Annotated in this window: 18 protein-coding genes and 1 pseudogene; 16 read left to right on the forward strand and 3 right to left on the reverse strand. The window is 41.5% G+C overall.

Features of this window, described 5'->3' with window-relative positions; translation table 11 throughout:
- Window positions 1-265 precede the first annotated feature (265 nt).
- The 7 genes from MHH56_RS11530 (at window position 266) to MHH56_RS11560 (ending at window position 6,103) form a co-directional block, all read left to right on the forward strand.
- A complete protein-coding gene (locus tag MHH56_RS11530) occupies window positions 266-520 on the forward strand; it encodes a hypothetical protein (protein WP_339208345.1) in 255 nt (84 codons plus the stop codon).
- A gap of 173 nt (window positions 521-693) precedes the next feature.
- The gene (locus MHH56_RS11535; protein ID WP_339208346.1) at window positions 694-1,182 is read left to right on the forward strand and encodes a GNAT family N-acetyltransferase; all 489 of its coding nucleotides are present in this window, start codon (window positions 694-696) and stop codon (window positions 1,180-1,182) included.
- A gap of 374 nt (window positions 1,183-1,556) precedes the next feature.
- Window positions 1,557-2,426: a GyrI-like domain-containing protein gene (locus MHH56_RS11540; RefSeq protein ID WP_339209561.1), complete on the forward strand. Its 870-nt coding sequence runs from the start codon at window positions 1,557-1,559 to the stop codon at window positions 2,424-2,426.
- Between the two features lie 649 nt (window positions 2,427-3,075).
- Window positions 3,076-3,972, forward strand: coding sequence for a chromosome condensation regulator (locus MHH56_RS11545; protein ID WP_339208347.1), 897 nt, complete (start codon window positions 3,076-3,078; stop codon window positions 3,970-3,972).
- Between the two features lie 205 nt (window positions 3,973-4,177).
- Window positions 4,178-4,672 (forward strand): YdcF family protein, encoded by a 495-nt coding sequence (locus MHH56_RS11550; RefSeq protein WP_339208348.1) that lies wholly within the window; start codon window positions 4,178-4,180, stop codon window positions 4,670-4,672.
- Window positions 4,673-5,032: 360 nt separating this feature from the next.
- Window positions 5,033-5,437 carry a GNAT family N-acetyltransferase gene (locus tag MHH56_RS11555; protein WP_339208350.1) on the forward strand — a complete coding sequence of 135 codons (405 nt, stop codon included), beginning with the start codon at window positions 5,033-5,035 and terminating at the stop codon, window positions 5,435-5,437.
- Between the two features lie 129 nt (window positions 5,438-5,566).
- Window positions 5,567-6,103 carry a hypothetical protein gene (locus MHH56_RS11560; protein ID WP_339208351.1) on the forward strand — a complete coding sequence of 179 codons (537 nt, stop codon included), beginning with the start codon at window positions 5,567-5,569 and terminating at the stop codon, window positions 6,101-6,103.
- 375 nt (window positions 6,104-6,478) lie between these two features.
- Here MHH56_RS11560 and spoVB read toward each other — a convergent pair whose 3' ends face one another.
- Window positions 6,479-8,029, reverse strand: a complete 1,551-nt coding sequence (spoVB, locus tag MHH56_RS11565) for a stage V sporulation protein B (RefSeq protein WP_339208352.1) — start codon at window positions 8,027-8,029, stop codon at window positions 6,479-6,481.
- Window positions 8,030-8,433: 404 nt separating this feature from the next.
- Between spoVB and MHH56_RS11570 the strand changes: the two genes are divergently transcribed.
- Both MHH56_RS11570 and MHH56_RS11575 read left to right on the forward strand, forming a co-directional pair.
- On the forward strand, window positions 8,434-9,936 hold the full coding sequence (locus tag MHH56_RS11570) for a dienelactone hydrolase (RefSeq protein WP_339208353.1): 1,503 nt from the start codon (window positions 8,434-8,436) through the stop codon (window positions 9,934-9,936).
- A 465-nt stretch (window positions 9,937-10,401) separates the two neighbouring features.
- Window positions 10,402-11,583: a DUF6688 family protein gene (locus tag MHH56_RS11575; RefSeq protein ID WP_339208355.1), complete on the forward strand. Its 1,182-nt coding sequence runs from the start codon at window positions 10,402-10,404 to the stop codon at window positions 11,581-11,583.
- Window positions 11,584-11,906: 323 nt separating this feature from the next.
- On the opposite strand, the gene MHH56_RS11580 is transcribed toward MHH56_RS11575, so the two are convergent.
- A complete protein-coding gene (locus tag MHH56_RS11580) occupies window positions 11,907-12,863 on the reverse strand; it encodes an ABC transporter permease (protein WP_339208356.1) in 957 nt (318 codons plus the stop codon).
- Complete coding sequence (locus MHH56_RS11585; RefSeq protein ID WP_339208357.1) at window positions 12,856-13,776, reverse strand: ABC transporter ATP-binding protein; 921 nt, start codon at window positions 13,774-13,776, stop codon at window positions 12,856-12,858. Before MHH56_RS11585 ends, MHH56_RS11580 begins: the two co-directional genes overlap by 8 nt.
- A gap of 466 nt (window positions 13,777-14,242) precedes the next feature.
- Here MHH56_RS11585 and MHH56_RS11590 point away from each other — a divergent pair, with 466 nt between their 5' ends.
- The 7 genes and pseudogenes from MHH56_RS11590 to MHH56_RS11620 all read left to right on the forward strand — a co-directional run bounded on the left by MHH56_RS11590 (window position 14,243) and on the right by MHH56_RS11620 (window position 20,016).
- Window positions 14,243-14,731: a hypothetical protein gene (locus MHH56_RS11590; RefSeq protein ID WP_339208358.1), complete on the forward strand. Its 489-nt coding sequence runs from the start codon at window positions 14,243-14,245 to the stop codon at window positions 14,729-14,731.
- A 168-nt stretch (window positions 14,732-14,899) separates the two neighbouring features.
- A complete protein-coding gene (locus MHH56_RS11595; RefSeq protein WP_339208359.1) occupies window positions 14,900-15,358 on the forward strand; it encodes a hypothetical protein in 459 nt (152 codons plus the stop codon).
- Between the two features lie 123 nt (window positions 15,359-15,481).
- Window positions 15,482-15,763 carry a GNAT family N-acetyltransferase gene (locus MHH56_RS11600; protein ID WP_339209562.1) on the forward strand — a complete coding sequence of 94 codons (282 nt, stop codon included), beginning with the start codon at window positions 15,482-15,484 and terminating at the stop codon, window positions 15,761-15,763.
- A gap of 822 nt (window positions 15,764-16,585) precedes the next feature.
- Window positions 16,586-17,159, forward strand: a pseudogene (locus tag MHH56_RS11605) (alpha/beta hydrolase).
- Between the two features lie 275 nt (window positions 17,160-17,434).
- Window positions 17,435-17,704, forward strand: a complete 270-nt coding sequence (locus tag MHH56_RS11610; protein ID WP_339208360.1) for a CD3324 family protein — start codon at window positions 17,435-17,437, stop codon at window positions 17,702-17,704.
- Window positions 17,705-17,954: 250 nt separating this feature from the next.
- Complete coding sequence (locus tag MHH56_RS11615; RefSeq protein WP_339208361.1) at window positions 17,955-18,926, forward strand: alpha/beta hydrolase; 972 nt, start codon at window positions 17,955-17,957, stop codon at window positions 18,924-18,926.
- A gap of 394 nt (window positions 18,927-19,320) precedes the next feature.
- Window positions 19,321-20,016 carry a hypothetical protein gene (locus MHH56_RS11620; RefSeq protein WP_339208362.1) on the forward strand — a complete coding sequence of 232 codons (696 nt, stop codon included), beginning with the start codon at window positions 19,321-19,323 and terminating at the stop codon, window positions 20,014-20,016.
- Window positions 20,017-20,049 lie beyond the last annotated feature (33 nt).

The following is a 20,049-nucleotide window of genomic DNA, read 5'->3' on the forward strand; positions in this document are numbered from 1 at the left end:
CATCTACGATCTTATATTGAAGAAAGAATTGAAAATAATGGCAAGACACTGTTAGCTGAAAATTTCGAGTTTACTTGGGTGACAGAAGATGACAAGACATAAAATATTACCTTTCCTAATTGATTTATTTGTGAAAAGTAATTCTGCATTTTTTCAAAATACTCAGGAAATCGCTTAAGCTAACGGGGATAGATAGTTGATTAACATATGGATGAGTAGGCGCTATTAACGGAAAACATAGTAATTATCAAGAGGTGATTAGAACTTGTGGAAGTATATTGAACCGAGTTATTACATCGCGTTAGAAAGCTGTTTAAAGGAATCATGTGATGGAGAGAAAATACTTGAGGAAATAGTTAACGACCATTTGCAGAAGAGTAAAGGGGGCAAAAGTGAAGAAAGTAAATGGCTGGTTATTGATACATATCAGTTATCGTGGAACTGGGATGAGTATATGAGATTCAGAAGAAAAAAAGGGAATTTCGAAAAGGAAGGACTTAGAATAGATGAATCCTATTGATGAATCGTTATAAGTCGTTCAACTAACGACACAGGATAGTTGTGCAACGATAGAGCGGATTGCTATGGTAGCTGCTCTCTTCTTCATTAAGCTAACAGGCAGGATACTTGAATTTGAATCATTTGGCGAATAATATTAGAATTAAAATTACTTAGATACTGGAGAATGTAACAATGCAAATTCGTGAAATTGAAGAAAAGGACAATCAAACAATAGAGCGAATTATTAGACGCTCATTGGAATCATTTAACCTAAACATTCCGGGAACAGCATATTTTGACCCTCAACTCAGCAATCTGGCACAATATTACAAGGAACAACCAAATTCAAAGTACTGGGTTGTAGTGAATGAACAAAACGAAGTGGTAGGCGGTGTGGGGATTGCACCTTTTGGGCAGAAACCGGGAATTTGTGAGTTGCAAAAGCTATACATTACACCGGAAGCTCAAGGTATGGGTCTGTCGAATGATCTTATGAAAGTAGCACTCGGCTTCGCCAAGGAACACTATACACATTGTTATTTAGAAACATTGATGAAACTTCAAGCAGCAAATCTCCTCTACATCAAATTAGGTTTCCAACAACTTGAAAAACCATTAGAAGGTTCAGAGCATAATGCTACAGATGCTTGGTTTATAAAAGAGTTATCGATTTTGGATTAGTGCATTATCCCGAAGGTGATGTTAGCACATGGCTGGAGATTTTTAGAACGATAGTTCAATGAACTTCCAGATTTAATTAATTTAAAATAAAAAAAGTGATTCAGCTATTGGAACACGTTAGCGTGAAAACAATGAGTAGTCTGCCGCAGCAGCTGCTCATTGTTTTTTCTGTTACTCTAAGGTTGTTTTTCATGTACTTAATCCTATGGATTTGCTTTCTAATTTCAACGAGACAACAAAGGAGCACGGGGCCTTCCTACTAGACTTGTCTTCTGTTCACTGAGCTGAGAAAGAACCTACAGTATTGTGCAGTAAATGTCGGGAAGGGAATTACCTTCTCTGCTATGCTTTGAGTAACGAGGGGAGGCGATATGATGGATATGCTGGCGAAACTGAACAAAGCTTTAAGCTATATTGAGGAGAATCTTACTGATCATGTGGACTACCAGGAGGCTGCGAAAATTGCCTGCTGTTCAGAATATCATTTTACACGGATGTTCTCATTTCTTGCAGGCATTACTCTGTCGGAATACATTCGCCGAAGACGCTTAACTTTGGCAGCACTCGAGCTAAGCCACAGTGACATCAAGATCATCGATGCTGCGATGAAATACGGATATACTTCGCCGGATTCCTTTGCTAGGGCTTTCCAAAGCATGCATGGGATTAATCCCTCGGAAGCCCGAATCCATGGACAGTCCCTCAAAGCCTTCCCGCGGATGACGTTTCAACTGACTATCAAAGGAGGAAGTGAAATGAATTACCGTATTGAAGACAAAGAGGCTTTTCGCATCGTGGGAATCAAAAAAAGAGTGCCAATCGTATTTCAAGGGGTGAATCCGGAGATTGCAGCGATGTTTGAAGGGCTCACCCCAGAAATGATTGATAAGATTAAGAGTTATTCGAATGTTCAACCGTCAGGACTAATCAGTGCATCCACGAATTTCAGTGAAGAGCGGTTTGAGGAGAAAGGAGAGCTCGATCATTACATTGGGGCGGCCACAACGAAAGATGGGGATGGCTTAGCCCAGTTGGAGGTGCAAGCCTCTACATGGGCTGTATTCACAGCCGTCGGCCCTTTTCCAAGTACTCTTCAAGAGATGTGGGGTCGCATTTATTCCGAATGGTTTCCATCCGCGGAATATGAGCTAAGCGATGGGCCGGAAATGCTCTGGCATGAGCACAAAGATGTAGCATCACCGCAATTTAAAAGCGAAATATGGATACCCATCATAAAGAAGTAAGCAGCGGGAGCGTTAATGAAGCAACAGAGAAATATAGTTAAATGATAGACAGTGATGAGCAGGTACTACGGTAGCCTGCTCATTTCATTAAACTAAGGGACAGGATAGTGGAATTATTCCTTGGGGCAAACGTAAGATATGAATATCAATTTTGTGAAAAAAAGGGGTGATTTGGTGGTTATATTAGGAATTTTTGCAATCGTATTTTCGATTTTCTTCATATTTTTATTAATTTTTGGACTTATACAGTGCAGGAAAAATAACTTCATTGCAGGCTTTTACTTCTTTCTTATTATTTTAATATTGAAGATCTATGATTTTATTGCACCTTTTACAATAAGTCGACTCATTAATTCTTATGATGCGAACCGTACTACACTACCGCTTGGAATGACATTTGGAGAGATGATCACAATACTGAATATCATCCCTAGAATCATAGAAGTTATTGCTTTTATCTTACTAGTTGTCGGACTATACCGAGTATGGAAATCTAAGACATTAAAGCTATGAAGCTGAGATAAGTGATTGTGCTAACGGGGAGGATTGTTTATTGAATGTGCGAAATGCTTAAAATGTTAGGTGTTTACGAAGTTCGCAAGGAGCATGACCTGATCATAAAATAAGCCTTGTTTCAAGGAGGAAAAACATGGATTACAATTCACCAATTGAAGCGGCGTTAGAGGTGAAAAGATGGCCTAAGGATACCATAGCGACGGGTCATCGTCATACCGTTGGTCTTAAATCGGACGGAACGGTGACGGCAGTGGGTGATAATAAATATGGACAATGTGATGTGAGCGGCTGGAGCGATATTGTGGCGATTGCGGCAGGTAATGTTCATATGGCAACGAACACAGGTAATGCGCATACAATCGGGCTTAAATCTGATGGTACGGTGGTGGCTGTGGGTTGGAATAAGCATGACCAATGCAATGTAGATGACTGGAGCGATATTGTAGCAGTTGCGGCGGGATGGCGTCGTAGCGTGGGGCTTAAATCTGATGGTACGGTGGTGGCTGTGGGCCGAAATAATGAAGGCCAATGCAATGTAAACGGCTGGAGTGATATGGTGGGAGTATCGGCTGGTGACTGGCATACCGTCGGGCTTAAATCGGGCGGCACGGTGATGATTGTGGGTAATAATCAGTATGGCCAATGTAATGCAAGCGACTGGCACGACATAGTGGCGGCAGCGGCAGGTTACCTTCATACCGTTGGGCTTAATTCTGACGGAACGGTGATGGCTGTGGGTTTGAATAAGCATGACCAATGCAATGTAAGCAGCTGGAGCAGTATTGTGGCGATAGCAGCGGGTAGTAATCATACAATCGGGCTTAAATCTAACGGCACGGTGGTCGCTCTGGGTAGGAATGAACATGGCCAATGCAATGTAAGTGGCTGGAGCGATATGGTGGCAGTAGCGGCAGGCTGCGCTCATACACTCGGTCTTAAATCGGACGGCACGGTGGTTGCTGTGGGTGATAATGAATATGGCCAATGCGATGTAAGCAGCTGGCGTGGCATTCAACTGCCGGGCAATTAGATTCAATTTTGATAATACATATAAAGTTTTAAGTCGGTGGGACGTCTGCGTGGAATGTTTCATGCACCCATGTGTGATAAAATTTGGGTATGATTATGGAGAAATATGAGAGAATGCAGGTGAGAGATTGAACTATATTTTCGTTAAACGATTTGGAATATTAGTAGCAAGTCTTTGCATCTGGTTTATCATTCACACTACTTTCGTGATAATAGATGGGTTGAACGATGAATTGAAACCTGTTGACGCAGCAGTAGTATTAGGAAATAAAGTAGAAGTTAATGGACGGCCTTCTGAGCGGTTAAAATCAAGATTAGATAAGTCCGTAGAGCTTTATAAAGGGGGCTACTTTACTTTTATCATTGTAAGTGGCGGTATTGGTAAGGAAGGTTTCGATGAAGCAAAGGTTATGAAATCTTACTTAATAGATAAAGGGTTACCGGAAGATAAAATTATAGAGGATAATAATGGGTACAACTCATATATGACCGCCCAAAATACGAGCAAGATTATGGATGAATTAGAATTAGACTCTGTTATGGTTATTACTCAATATTTTCATGTATCTAGAACAAAATTAGCGTTTAGAAAAATGGATATTAAAGAAGTGTACTCAGCTCATGCCAAAGTCTTTGAGTTTAGAGATATTTACTCCTTAATACGAGAATTCCCAGCATATTATAAGTATCTCTTAAAATAATGATATAAATAAAATGATAACCTTACCTGCATTCATGTAGGACGGAATCAGCTTTACAACTAGTTAACTAACGGGCAGATTAACGCTATAAACCTCTTAGGATTAGTATGCTTAAGTAAAAGAAGTATTCTCATGATTTATCAAATGTAAATAAATACAAATTCCACTTCAGTTAATCCATTTTCTATACATATTTTTAATAGTATATTGAGGTAAATAAAGTGATTATTCACTTTGATAAATCGGAAATTTTTTGTCGGTATCATTTTATGGCTTCGTAAGGATTGCAAAACCATCGAAGTATGGGAGTTTAAAACAGATGTTGTGGCGTAGTTAGTTTTATGAAAGGAAGGTATAGGGGTGAGTATTTATTACGCTTCAAGCAAAGAGGATATCACTAAGGATGCACTCCAAGAGCTATTTCTTTCGGTAGAATGGGAGTCTGGCAAGTATCCAAACGAGCTTTTACAAGCAATCGGAGGGTCTCATTCAATTGTTACCGCTTGGGAAGAAGGAAAGCTTGTAGGTTTAATAAATGCTTTGTCAGATGGTGTTTTAACGGTATATTTTCATTATATGCTTATTCATCCGAGTTATCAGAGTATAGGTATAGGTAAGGAAATGATGAATATAATGCTTGATAGATATAAAGGGTGTAAAACAAAAGTATTAATTTCTTATCCTCATGCAGTGGATTTCTATAATAAATTTGGCTTTAATACAGAGGATGGAGCTACACCAATGTTTATCTCAGAGTTGATATGATTGAACTAACAGTGAACAATAGTTCAATAATTAAAGGGCTGCCGTGAGGTAGCCCTTTGTTCAACTAATGGACAGTCAAGAGACGTTATTTAAAAGGAAAGTAATACTTAAACTAAGGAGCGAATATGTGTGATCATTCAATCTATCACAATATTATGGGATAAAAAGGTCAGAGGAGCTCCACACTCTACTTTGAGGAATAGATTTAGCAAGTCGTTCTCAATTCCAGATAAGCTGATAAATTATATTGGAAGCACTACGATTCCTTTTCAGGAAATACTAATTACTCAAAATAAAAATGGATTTGAAATTGAAAGTAATAAAGTCGAGTATCTTGACTCACACCTAAATGATTGGAAGATAGCTAGTACTGAAATACAAAACAAGGTTGACGAACTACAAGTATATTTTAAGTATTCTGATTCTTGTGGCAAACCTGTTCGTTATGATTCAAGATATCAATACTTATCTGAAAATGCGTTTATACTTCAAAGTAGTGAATATGGAAGGATTATCTATAACGGTAGATTAGTACACGAAGATACAGGAGATTGGATTTATCAGTTAAAGATATTGAATATTTATAATGGTCATAGTGATGACAAAGAGATTTTAACAAAGAAATCACCTTCGAAAGATTATAAACAAATAGAAGTGCTTTTTTAGTATTTCACGAAGGCATTCCTATCATATAACATCATATTCACGCTTCGAGCCATTCGGCTCTCGGTCCGGCAGAATTTAGAAGTTGATTCGAAGATGGCATTGGCAGCAGCAGGGGATTGGAATCAGACGAACAAACCCTCACCTCATCACGATCGAACCATTGAGCTAACGGGACACATTAGTTCAATAAAATAGCGACAGTCTAGGACTCTTTATTTTCTCGTCCTTGGCTGCCGCTATTTCAATTTCTAAATTCAGACCAAAACTTATTTACGGAGTCTTACGATATGACAACTCGCAAAATCGGGTGGAATAAAGACATCCAGTCTAATACTTTATGTTCTTTTTACATATCGAATCATGACTGCTTTTTTCTTACCATGGAATTGAAAATTTATGACGCGTGCTTTTCCAATTCAACGTACCGGTCACGACTAGAGCAGCAAAATAAAGTAACAAGGAACAGATGATTGAAATGATTACGCACCATAACTGCGGCATACCGTGGCTGACTAATTGGTTATAGGTCAAGTGTCCGCATATTGCCATTAACATCATGCAGATCCCAACCTTGATATAAGGACGAATACTCCCATAAAATCCGATCGAACTCGAGATGGAAAAAAAGTTCAACAGTGTTTGTATCAATATGCCAATACCGATGCCGAACGCAACACCAACGATTCCTAATTGACTGCCTAACACGAAGACCGAGACACCTTTGAAAACAGTGGCTATTATGTAATTCCATAGTGCTGCTTTCGCGCGACCGAGGCCAAGTAGAATCGCATGAAGTGGAGCGTCGAAATAATGTAGAAAAAACATAGGCGCTAGTATTTTTAGAAGTAATCCTGCTTCAGGCGCATTATAGACTTGTGTCGTTAGTGGAGTTGCCCATTCGTACAGAATAACGGTCGCTGGCGCGCCGATCAGAAGCCCCAATATCATAGCCTGATTCATCCTCTCATGTATGAGCAAACTATTCTTGTTCACCGTGGCCTCACCAATCGCGGGAATAAGAGCGGTGGATAAGGATTGCGTGATAAAGCTTGGCATGAATAATAGCGGAAACACATAGCCGGCCAGCAGACCGAATTGCTTTGTGGCTAAAGCTGTGCCGATGCCGTACAGGCCCAGGCTGGTTGTAATAAGAAGCGGCTGGAAGGCGTTGTATAACGAATGAATGATACCATGACCAGTCGTCGGAAGTCCGATTTGCAGCAGCTCGCCGAGTGTGCTTCTTCCTTGTTTCAGATGGCTCGCCCAAGTCTCGCCCGATACCTTCGATTCACCATATAGCTTGTAGCTTGTCATCAGAAATAAGAGGCTTATTGCTTCGCTGACGACAGAGGCAGCCATTGCACCAGCAGCTGCATAAGCAATTCCGTAAGGCAGCAATAGGTGTACCAACGCTAGCACACACGCGATTTGAACCGTATGCTCCAGCACATCAGAAGCTGCAATGGTCTTCATCTGCTGCATGCCCCGAAAATATCCCTTTAATACGGCGGAGACTGCGATAATCGGTGCGATCGGTGTAATCGCTAGCATGGCGTAATAAGCCCGCTGGTCGCTTAACAGAATAGACGCGATCCACTCTGATCCAAGTAACGATATAGTCGTGAGCGCTACGCTCAAAACGCCCGTAACAGCGAGCGAGACATACAGAATGCGCCTCACTTTCATCCGTTCGCCGCGGGCCTGGGCCTCTGCGACCAACTTGGAAATGGCCACCGGTAATCCAAGCTCCGTAATCGTAATGACGAGCGGAACAAGCGGATGCGCCATCATCAAGATGCCGATTCCCTCTGCGCCCAGTACGCGAGCTATATACATGCCGCTGATAAATCCTAGAATACGATTGATGAAAGCTGCAACAGACAAAACCAGAGTACCTCTCATAAACGATTGCCCGAGTTGTGACATGACCTGTGTCCTCCTGTTAATCGAATACATAAATGTATTCAAAAATTTGAAAAGCATGCGAACAAGCTCAAGACGCTAGCCAGGCGCCAGCGGTGTCTTAAGAAAATAAAGTCTTAGGCAGACGGTGCTTCATTAAGCTAACAGATAAATAATCATCAAGACGAGGCTGCCGGAATAAATCGGCAGCCTCGTTGAGCTAACGGGCAGTTTTTTAGGGTGGACAAGAAAAGTGAGCTGCACGATCAGTCTCGCGAGTGGTAACCATGGTTACCACTTTATGGTTACGTGCTAAATAAACGTCTTACAAAATTGTAAGGTAGATGTAAGGCAAAGCGATAGCTTAGGCCAGTTTTACAGGATAATATTGGAATAAAAAAATAGAAATTTTTAAAAGGAGAATTGAGATGAGGCTGTTTGAACTATTGCTTTTGTTGTCAAACATCGGTTTGTTTGCATTAACAGTCCTATTTAAAAAAGGACGGGGTAAAATTTCAGTATTCGTTGCAAGCGGGATCGCCACACTTTTACTGGTCATTCATTGCACGGTGGAAGGATACAGAGTTCAGCTATTTTTTCCGTATTGCATAACGATCATTTTTTTAGCCATTTCAGGTTATAGCTATTTTAAAAAAACCAGCCAAAAAAAAATCCCGCGATTCATGTTGGGTTCAGCTAATACCGCTATAGCGTTAATGCTGGTCGTAACAGCGGGTCTTATGTATGCTTTTCCTGTATTTAAACTGCCTGAACCGACAGGCGAATTTAAGGTAGGAACACAGACACTTCATTTCGTGGATACAAAGAGGGAAGAGATTTTTGACGAAGCCAGAGAAGGAAAGAGAGAATTAATGGTTCAGGTATGGTATCCGGCTCAAGCTGGCACCGGAAAGTACGCTCCCTTTATTCCCGATCCCCAGATTTTACGTTATATGGCCGGGAATTATGGCCTTCCCGGGTTTACTCTTCAACACCTGAAGTACGTATCCGGTCATGCTTATTCGGGGGCCGAAGTCTCTTCGGCACAGGCTTCATACCCGCTGATCCTTGCCAATCCGGGGTTCGGCTCCTCTAGGTTCCTCCATACGTCGCAAGCCGAAAATCTCGCGAGTCACGGATATATCGTGGCAGTGATTGACCACACCTACAATACATTTGCAACCGAGTTTCCGGATGGTCGAATCACCACCAGCACAACCAACGACTTATTCTCGCCCGACCATGATTACAGGACGGAAAGCGGAAATCGCGACAAGTTGGGAAAAGTTTTAACCGACGATGTGGCGTTTACGCTGGACCAATTCGAGCTCATCCAATCGGGGCGGATTCCAAGTGATCTAAAAGGGAGGATTGATCTCGGCCACGTCGGGGTGTTCGGTCATTCCATCGGCGGAGCGACGGCCTATGACGCTTCTTACGATCCGCGAATCACGGTTGGAATAGACTTGGATGGAGCGCTTTATCGACTGCGCGAGAGAGAGGGTCTGCGTAAGCCGTTTTTGTTCATGAACTCGCAAAGCGAATTCGAAAGATTAAAAATGGTGAAGGATAACCACGCCTATACGGAGGCAGAGCTTAAACGTATGGGAAACACAAGAGAGTGGATGGATCAAGTAACAGAAGACAAAAAGGTAGAGCTTGAACGGATGCGCGAAACGGTTGACGTAGGGGGACAATCCCTCTATATCGACAATACGGAGCATTTGAATTTTACCGATGTACAGTTCATTTCTCCGATTTTTAAAATACTGGGAGTTACAGGAAAGATTGCGCCCGAAAGAGTGAACTCCGTTATCAATGCCTATATGCTGGATTTCTTCGATATTTATCTAAAAGATCAAGGCGGAATCTTAATGAAAGGACCGGATAGCCGCTTTCCGGAGGTGAAGTTCGTTACCTCGCTGCTGTAATTCCGATATCAGGTCTCATATTAAGCATTAAGGGCTGCCATATGGCTGCACTACGCTAACGGGCAGTAATGTCCAATAAATAGGAAAATGTAAATGATTATTTTTCTCTTTTTTTGAATTATAAATTCAGAGTATCATTGACTAGATAAATGGTCAGCTCCTTACTTATATCAAAATAAATCTTCGGAGGTGCAAACCGGTCGCGTTCATTAAATAACACAGAGGCAACTTGACTTCGATTCCTCTCAAAAGACTGCCTTCTTTAGAATCAGTATCATACCGCGTCAAAGGGACTTTAGCATTCGCTGCTTCCAAATCTGCTTTCTTAAAATTTTGAAATCGGGCATTCAACTTTGACGCCTACCTTATTGATTGCGGTGGCGAACCGCTAGAAGCCCGGTGTCGGCGAAACGACAAGCGCGACTGCCGCACAAGTCCTGTCCAATATCGACCGGAAGGAGCATCATGAAAATGCTACTGTTGTTCACTCCGTTTCTTCTCCTAGCGTTCACCGCCCTCATTCGGGCGGTGTTTACGTTCGCGCGAAAAGCTGGGGAAAGCGAACAAGGCGAAGGATTAACGTTAACCCGGCTTGTAGACGGCATTCTACTTTCGATCGCCTCTTTTCTCCTGATCGTCGGCTTCGTATTTGATGTGAAAGGGGTACCAGGAGGTGCGCCGTTGAAAATGTACTCAGAAACCGGAGAGCCATTATATGCATACGCATCTCTGTCCCACAAGCATAGTGCCGTGCTTTGCGTTGACTGGTTGCTCGGCTTCTGTTCCTATTGGGCGCTGAGAATCTATCATAGGAAGCTTTCTCCAATTGTATATACTTGCTGCAACGTCTTTTTGGTTCTTTGCATTTCGCTGACCGCAGTCTATTTCATTCATACCGGCTTTTCCAATTACGATTTTAATGAGATCTTCTCCGTGTTGCTTCTTCAAACCGGGAGCTTAACGTCTTGCTTGCTGTACCTGGCGCAGCTCAAGCGCTCATTGGACGTATGGAAGGCGTTCGGAAAGGGGGAAGATGCGGAGACGATGCCCGCCTGGCAGCGGCCTCTGCATCGCTTCATCATCATGCGTCACCGGGCAATTCCGGCGCTATGGATCGCACTGCTATTCCCCGTTCAGCTTGTTGTTCAATTGCTTCTAGTCTTGTTCGGGCAGCGGCCGGATGGCGTAGTGCGGGCGTTTCTGGGTACGAGCGGCTTCTACTTGTCGAGGCTGCCGGCGCCACCGCCGGAAATGGTGTCGGGGGATGGCCATTATTTGTGCACCGTCGCCGCTCTGGGACATCGATTCCTAGTGAAGCCTCTTAGGCCGGGAATCCGGCACGGCATGTCTATTACTGTGAATCGCCAGCTGATGATCGCTAACGCGTTCGAAAATGTGCTGGAACAGTACATGCCCGCCTGCCACCGGACGATTCGCCGACTATACGACAAATACGGCTATCCGGTAAGTCGGCAGATTCGCACGAAGACAGCAGCGGATGTGATCTATGTGGCGATGAAGCCGCTGGAATGGTTCTTTCTGCTCGTTCTGTATACCGTCGACATTCGCCCGGAAGACCGGATTCAAGTGCAATACAGTGGATTCGGTAAAAAGATTAGTCGACCGGACGCCGAATTGACAGGGTAAAGCAGAAATAAAGTGTCGGAATGGATAACAATATTATTTACTCAGCAATGAATCATGAGGCATTATTTTATTCAAACGGATTTAAGCTAACGGATAAAGTTAGTTCAATTAATAACAAAGGCAATCGACCAAAATAATCGGTTGTCTTTTCTACACTAACGGTCGTAAACAATTATAATTTTGCAAAAGATTGATGATACTCTAAGTTTTTATCCACGTCCAAAATAAAAAACTAACGGCATACGTTAGTGAATTAAAACAAAAGAACCTCGGGCACTGCTTCTTGCAAGCAGTGCCCGAGGTTCTTAATATTGGAAATGCCCTTAAGCGGCGACGTCGCGTCTCGTAAACAGCAGCCAAGCTAAGAATTGAAATACGATGTAGTAGGCGACAAGCATCATAATCGAGAACGTCATCGTCATTTCCGGTCTTAGCGGCGACGCTCCTTGCATATATTGCGTCAGGTCGATGTTGGAGAAGAGCAAATACTTGACCCAGCTATAGCCGCTGAGAAGCGCCGATAGCGTATTGCCGACCAGCATGAACAGAAGCGAGAAGGCTATGGCCATCGAAGAGCTGCGGAACGCGGACGAAATCATGAAAGCCATCGTTACGTACATGAGCATGGATACGATCGAGAAAGCGTATTTCTCCAACGAATTCAACAAATAGGAACTTTCTTGGATAACTCCGGCATCGGTAATTGATATTTTCGCTTGGCTTGTTCCTTCGAAGCCTTCGAGAATACCTCCGGCCGCGTAAGCAGACGCAAATGTCAATATGAGCAGCAGAAGCGCGAACCCAAGCGTGGCGATGTATTTGCTGATCATAATCTTCGTGCGCGAAGCTGGACCGACAAGCAGCAGCTTGATCGTGCCCCAAGTGAATTCGGCCGCAATCATATCGGCAGCGATAATGACGGTTAGAATCGTCGCTAAAATAATTAAGTATGATGATGTATCTACATAATTCCACAATGACAATTCGTTAGGATTTGTATTTTGTTCCAAATAATATTCATTGAGCTTGATTTCGTTAGTGAAGTATGTTTTGTCCTCTACCGAGAGTTCTTTGTTTTCTTGAAGCTCCTGCTGCATGTTGATATTCCGTTCGGTCAGGTTGTTTTGCCAGTCGATCGTATTATTTTTGCCTGATTCCCACTTCATGATGCCGCTCATCAATGCGATTGTAAAAACGAGGAAGGCGATCATAAGCCATGTACGAGGACGACGATATATTTTCATATTTTCGTTTCGAATTAAATTAGACAGACTAGACAACCATCTCACCTCCGGTAATTTCCAAGAACTGTTCTTCAAGCGACTTCTGCGCCACTTGAATGCCGAGCACGTCAATCTCCGAGCTTACAAGCAGCCTTGTAATATCGGGGATGGCAGCTTTGTCAGCCGCAATTTCGAGCTGATTGCCTTTCACCGTAATGCGGGTTGCGTCGAAGATAGCGGATAGCAGCTGTTGAGCGGCAAGTAAATCGCCGACTTCGATAACGATCTTCGACTGTATTGAATCGCGAGTTTCCTGCAACGAGCGAATATCGATGAGCTTGCCGGCTTGTATTATCGCAACCCGGTCGCACATAAGCTCCATTTCGGATAGAAGATGGGAAGAGACGATGACGGAGATGCCTTCTTCTCTCGTCAGCTTGCGCAAATAATCGCGCAGTTCTCGAATGCCTGCAGGGTCGAGCCCGTTTGTCGGCTCATCAAGGATGAGCAACGATGGACGATGCAGAATCGCTTGGGCAACGCCAAGCCGCTGCCTCATGCCGAGAGAGTAACGCTTAACCTTCTCGTGAATACGGTTCTGAAGTCCGAGAAGCTTAACGACCTCATTGATCCGTTCCTTCGTAATGCCTTTATGCCGACGGGCAAAATGAACAAGGTTTTGATAACCGGTCAAAAATTTATACATTTCCGGGTTTTCGACGATCGCTCCTACATGCGTCATAGCAAGCTCGAAGTGCTCGCGAACGGATACGCCTTTAATTAGGGCCTCGCCCTTCGACATCGATATCAAGCCAACAATCATCCGTATTGTTGTCGTCTTGCCGGCACCGTTCGGTCCGAGAAATCCGAATACTTCTCCTGCGGGTATATCGAAACTAAGATTGTCGACGAACTTACGTCCGCCAATCGATTTGGTCACGTTGCGAAGCTTCAAAACGGCTTCTGTCATGCGTTAAAACCTCCTAGTATTATCTTACATATGGAACTATACTGGAAGTTGCTTTGTCATAAAATAGACCTTCGATCAGGATTTCCCCCCTGCTTAGGTCGAGTATGAACGTTTTTCAAAGCATTTTTTAAACAAATATCTAATAATATGCTTGATAAAACAACTATGGATTATTTACAACATAATGAGGTATCTCTCGAATTTGAACTGGAGGGTATAGGTGCACTTTCTGATCATTACCCTGACTAGACAAAAACCGATAGATGATTACTTTTTCTATAGTGTCTATCTTTCGGGTTGCAGTTCAGCCACTGCAGCTGTTAATCTAACGGGCAGGTTACGCTAATGAGTATTCGTTCCATAACGTGGGCCGATATCTTGTCAAAATTACATTAGAAGGAATCCCTGTTGTCAATAGAGAAGTCATTTAAATCAAATATGCTCGATGCAGGGAGCTAGAATAGGAATGAAAAAGATCTTCATTATTGGAGTTGTAGCAAGTGGTAAGACGACATTGGCGAAACGCTTATCGCAGAAAGTTAGTGTACCTTGTTATGAACTTGACTCCATAGTCCATCATCAAACACCCACGGGACGATATAAACGTTCAGCAGAAGAACAAATTGAGGTTATAAAGGAAATAGATATACACGGTACATGGATATTTGAAGGAACAGATAGAGAGTCCTATCAATGTTTGTATGAAATGGCCGATACAATCATATTTCTTGATACTCCATTGTGGACGCGAAGGATAAGAATCCTAAAGAGATTCCTTAAGCAAAATCTTGGTATTGAAAAGTGTCATTATAAGCCAGACATGCTGATGTTGAAGATGATGTATAAATGGACAAGGGATTTTGAACAAAATAGAAGCGGTTTCGAAGCTAAGTTAAAAAAATACAATGAGAAAGTGATCAGGTTAAGAGATAATAACCACCTGGACTTTACCTGAACGAATATGACTAAGGGATGGGAGACGTTAGTTGAACACCGAAGGGACTGCCGCGTGGTAGCTTATCGTTACGATAACGGGTAGTTATGCTTAACAAGATACTGTTGTAAAATGAATACTTTAATTAATCTAAAACAGTTGGTATTGGTGATCTTTATAAGGAGTTTTATGCGAAAACTAAGAAAATACCTGTTGAATCTAGCTTTGGGTGAGTTAGTAGCGGCTATTTCTTTTTTGGTTGTATTTAAACTGTATCTAGATTTAGGATTCGCAAGCTTGCTTGCATTTTCATTTCTTGTGTTGCAGTTAATTCAAGGTGTGCTGTATTGGGTATTTAGATCTCAATCATTAGGTAAAGAGAAATCATTGTTAATGTGGAAAACCCTAATCATGCTTAGAAGAATTAATCTTCTTTTGGCTGTGTTAATTGTTATTTTGTTGTTAATGCTTGCACAGAATAAAAGAGACCTAATTTTTGGTATGTTGATTTATGTTTTTTCCGTGATAGAATACATAAATTACTATTGGTATCGTTTAAGCTATGGGAAGTCGGGTTTCAATATTAAATTGCTTATTCAAGCTGGTTTAAAGCCTTCGAGTATTCATAAATTTATAAAAAGAAAATAATTCTCTAAACTATCGGATAATAAGAATTCATTCACAAAGGGCTACCGCTATCGCTATAAGAGGTAGCCTTTTCAACTAACGGAGAACGGTAGCTGAATATTGTTGAATGATGCCTTGTTTACAGTGGGGTCAGGGGTACGATTTCTTGTCGCGCGAATGGACGAGGACGTTGTCGGCACCATTTCGATCGAGCCTTGCAATGATGATATTATTCATTGTACAGGTGACCGAATGAAAAACATTTTTGGTCTTGACAGTTTATATGTGCTACGGGAGCATCAGTGTCGGGGAATCGGATCTGCTTCAATAAAAGGTATGGCTAACTGTCCGGCCAAACGTGAAATTGAAAGTTTCTGTCCGGATAGCGGTTGTTATCGACATGTTCCAGTTCAATCGATGTATTAGTATATAATGATAATTGAATAGGAGGGCGTTATCTAAATGGTATATATAGAAACAGGATTAAAACTATTTGTGTTTATAATAGTTATTTCTCTATTCTTTAGTTTGGTACGGTTCCTTGTCCAAAAATATCTAAGTGATTTCTTTCAAGGTTTCTCTGAAAAAACATTAAAAGTATTTAGGTTACTTAAAGGAAAGTTTCAAAAAACAGGCTGACCATATGATTAGCGTTTTGAGAAAACGATCTATTTTAAGCATATGCCCAATAATGCTGAGCGTAGAAAAAACGTCAAATTGTTGGCGCAGCGCTATTTATTTGGCAGGGTATGTAAATCAATTTGTGAAAGTTTCAAAAAACATAAGGGAAGAGGCATCATAGCTTTATGAAACTAGGATAAAGGTTAACACAAAGGAAACCACCTAGTATTTGACATATAACTTTTCCATATGTTAGCATAAATTTAACTTATACGAACGGAGGGGTTACGTGTGTTGATCTAATTCTTCGATACTTTTTGCACAATGAATTGGTTTGTGGTTTAAGACTATTTTGTGTGCATCGTAATCGAAGATTAGTTTGCCTACACGGTAACCTAGTTTAGTTTTATATCATTGGGAGAGGGGTAACCTTACCTCCATGCCATATAAACTAGATACAAAGGAAATGGAATGAACCTTTTATGATAAAGCCGGTGATTAGACTGATAGTCTTCCATAGGGTAATCATAATACTGTGTTCATTCTCAAATTCTTTTTCGATTACAGTATGCGCACAGGCCTATGGCCTGTGTTTTTTATTTTTTAAGAAACATTGGAGGGTTTCATATGAACCAACAACTAATAAAAGTAAATGGGATTAACATATGTGCAGACAGTTTCGGAAAGCCAGATCATCCGGCCATCTTGCTAATTATGGGTGCTCAATCCTCATTGATATGGTGGGAAGAAGAATTTTGTCAGCGTTTGGCAGATGCAGGACGTTTTATCATTCGTTATGATAACCGAGATGTTGGACGTTCAACAACTTACGAGCCTGGTCAACCGGGTTATACTTTTGAAGATATGGCAGATGATGCAATAAGAGTATTGGATGCTTATAATTCGCGCATTGGCGGAAAAAGAATTTGTTAGAAGCAACAATATCGCCAGCATGTGTAATCACGCCTTACTGACAGGTGGGGAATCCTATTTGGTTAGGACGAGTGAAATCATTGCACCTGCTCTGATTGTACACGGTACTGAAGATCCCATTATCCCTTATAAACATGGAGAAAATCTTGCTAATGAAATTCCGGATGCGGTTTTACTGACATTGGAGGGTACTGGACATGAACTTCATTATGATGACTGGGATAAAATAATTACTTCTATTTCCAAGCACACATCAATATCAAATTAATACAAGCCGATTTATCGTATGGTAATGGCTTAGTTCACGTTTTCTCTATGCGGATCTTCTCCATTTGAAGTTATGTTATACTTGTTAGGAAAAGGGGGTGCTTACTGATGGAGAATCTCTTAAGATTATCTGGTACTTCTTCCACTCATGCAAAGCCTGTTATTGGAAAAGCGTTACTTTGCGTGGGGCGAAACATTTTATAGCGCTGAATAAGCTTTTCTAATATTTTGGCTTTGCACCTTATTTTTAATTGTCAAAATAAGGAGCGGGCGAAGTTGAAATATATTAATGCAAAAAAGATATTGCCTGAAGAGCTAATTTTGGAAATTCAAAAGTATGTTCAAGGAGAGGCTCTTTACATTCCTAAGCAAGAAAAGGAATATAAGAACTGGGGAAGCTTGAGCGGTGGTAGACAGTTACTGGATCAGCGAAATGCCGCTATTAGAAATGCTTTTATGAGTAAGAGCAGTATCGAGCAGCTTTCGAAGGAATATTTCCTCTCGATAGATACGATTAAGAGAATTGTGTATTCACATAATGAATAAAGAATAAAGGGCACTGGTGAGAATTTCTCATTAGTGCCTTTTTTGTGTTAACAATGAATCTAAGCCGTTGTTGACATATGAATAGCTGTCTACATTATTTAAAATAGGTTTAGCATGTGAGAGTGTACATGATAGTTGGAAATTAGCTGACGAAAGAAAGTTAGAAAGGGGTTAAATTTGTGCATAAAACGATGAGCAGCACATCATAATGAATGATGTGTATAGATAGAAAGCGAGGAAGTTAAAAACCATGAGTGAGCAAAAAAACAGAAGCAGACATTTAGTTGATCAAGAAATTATCAGCGCTGTTGATTTATTTCCAACAACTGATCTTTCTGAATCAATGTTAATAGAATCGCGCACAAATCAAGCGAAAATGCTGCCGCAAATAGATGTTACGCAGTTGTTCCCAGTTACTTTTGAAGAAAAAACAGTACCAAGTTATTTTGGAGGTCCAGATATTCGCATAGAGATCATTAAACCAATCCAGCCAAAGCACAAGAAGTTGCCATTATTTTATTCTATTCACGGCGGCGGTATGGTTATGGGAAGTCCGGTTGGTGATCGTACAGCTAATGCTTCGCTTGCTTCCCAGCATGGTTTTTGCTGTGTATCTGTCTATTATCGCTTGGCACCAGAGCATGCTCAGCCTAGTCAGCTACAGGATTGTTATTCGGGCCTTAAATGGTGTATTGAGCATGCCGAGGAATTAGCGATTGATTCTCAAAAAGCGGCCATATCCGGCAGCAGCGCAGGTGGAGGATTAGCAGCGGGTCTAGCCATTTACATTCGTGACCAAAAGGAATTTGATATTCATCATCTAAGGCTGCGTAATCCAATGCTTGATGACCGTACAAGTATTGCGCCAGAACATCCCTATGCGGGTGAGTTTGTTTGGACAAAAGGAAGCAATTATTTTGGCTGGAAATCTGTTTTAGGGCATGAACCTGGTAGTGAAGAGGTCAGTCAATATTACGTGCCTGCGCGTGCAAAATCACTAGCCGGTTTGCCACCCACTTATATAAGTATAGGCAGCATTGATTTATTCATCGATGAAGCCTTATTATTTGCAAAACAACTGGTCTTTGATGGTGTGTTAGTGGAATTACATGTATACCCTGGGTACCATCATTTGTCCCCGATGTTTCCAGATGCTCATTTTTCAATAGAAGGCTTCAAATCCAGTGAATGGGCTTTGCTGAAGGCGCTGAATTTACTTTAAAGCGGAACGCATTTCTGACGAAGCCAATAGGGAACCCCAAAAGTCTGATCCATTCAAACTGAAAATAAACCTCTCTACAGGATGCTGCGGGGAGGTTTTTTTGCTCATTCTTGTTATTAAGCTAACGAGCAGGAAAGTTCAGTATATCTAACGAATTTTTAGATTAATAGTTGTTATCGAGATTCTTTAGATGGAAGATGGCACTTCAACCCTCATATGCCTAAGAACGGCGAACGATTGATTAAATATACATTAAATATGCAATTGCAAATGGGTGGGATTATTATTTAGATAAGAAGCCGCTGATAGTCGAACAAGGTCATGGCAAACAAGAACGCATTAGAATACAACAATAGGGCTGGCATTGTATAACCATGAGGGGTGAGTAAAATACATGTATATCATCTCAGCTGTATTGTATTTCCTGACGCATCACCCGTTCTGGTCATTGTTGATAATCTTATTTTTCAGCTTTGCCATGGGGATCTTCTTATCGATATGGCGTAATCATGGAAAATGGTTTTTCATACTGCCGTGTTTGGGGCTTCTGGCAGCAATTCTCAACATCTTTGTCACGCATTATCTAAATTCATTATTTCTTAACGCAGTTGGAACGGAAAGTACTGCAATCATTGTTTACGCAGAGGAAACTAACTCCCTTTACAATGATCAATATGTTTGGAAGTACGAAGCGGTCCTCAAAACCTCCGAGGGGCAAGATATGGAGGTGAGTTTCACTACCATGTCCGCCAGTATTTATCCGCTGCGTAATGCCATTCTTATTCCGCCTAAGGGTGAAGTTTTCGTCGCCAAGTATGTTCCAGGTTTCGAACGTAATCTCCTCATCATGAGCGATAAGTCAGAATACGGGAAGAAATGGATAATCAATAAGGATTTGAAACCAATTATTAAAGCCGAAGCCAAGCTTGCAACAAACTCCGCCAACTCAAAATTCATTTCGCAATACCGCCAAGCGCTTCAGGAGTTTATCGAAAAACACCGCAATGGGCCCGATCCAGCCCTAATTCGTCAGTATGAGCAAAAACTCGAAGTACTTGAGGCGACGGAACGTGAGAGACAATCTGAATAGTATTGAAGGGTTCTAATTATTTATATAACGAGG

This window comes from Paenibacillus sp. FSL K6-3182, from assembly GCF_037976325.1.
Lineage (GTDB): Bacteria > Bacillota > Bacilli > Paenibacillales > Paenibacillaceae > Pristimantibacillus.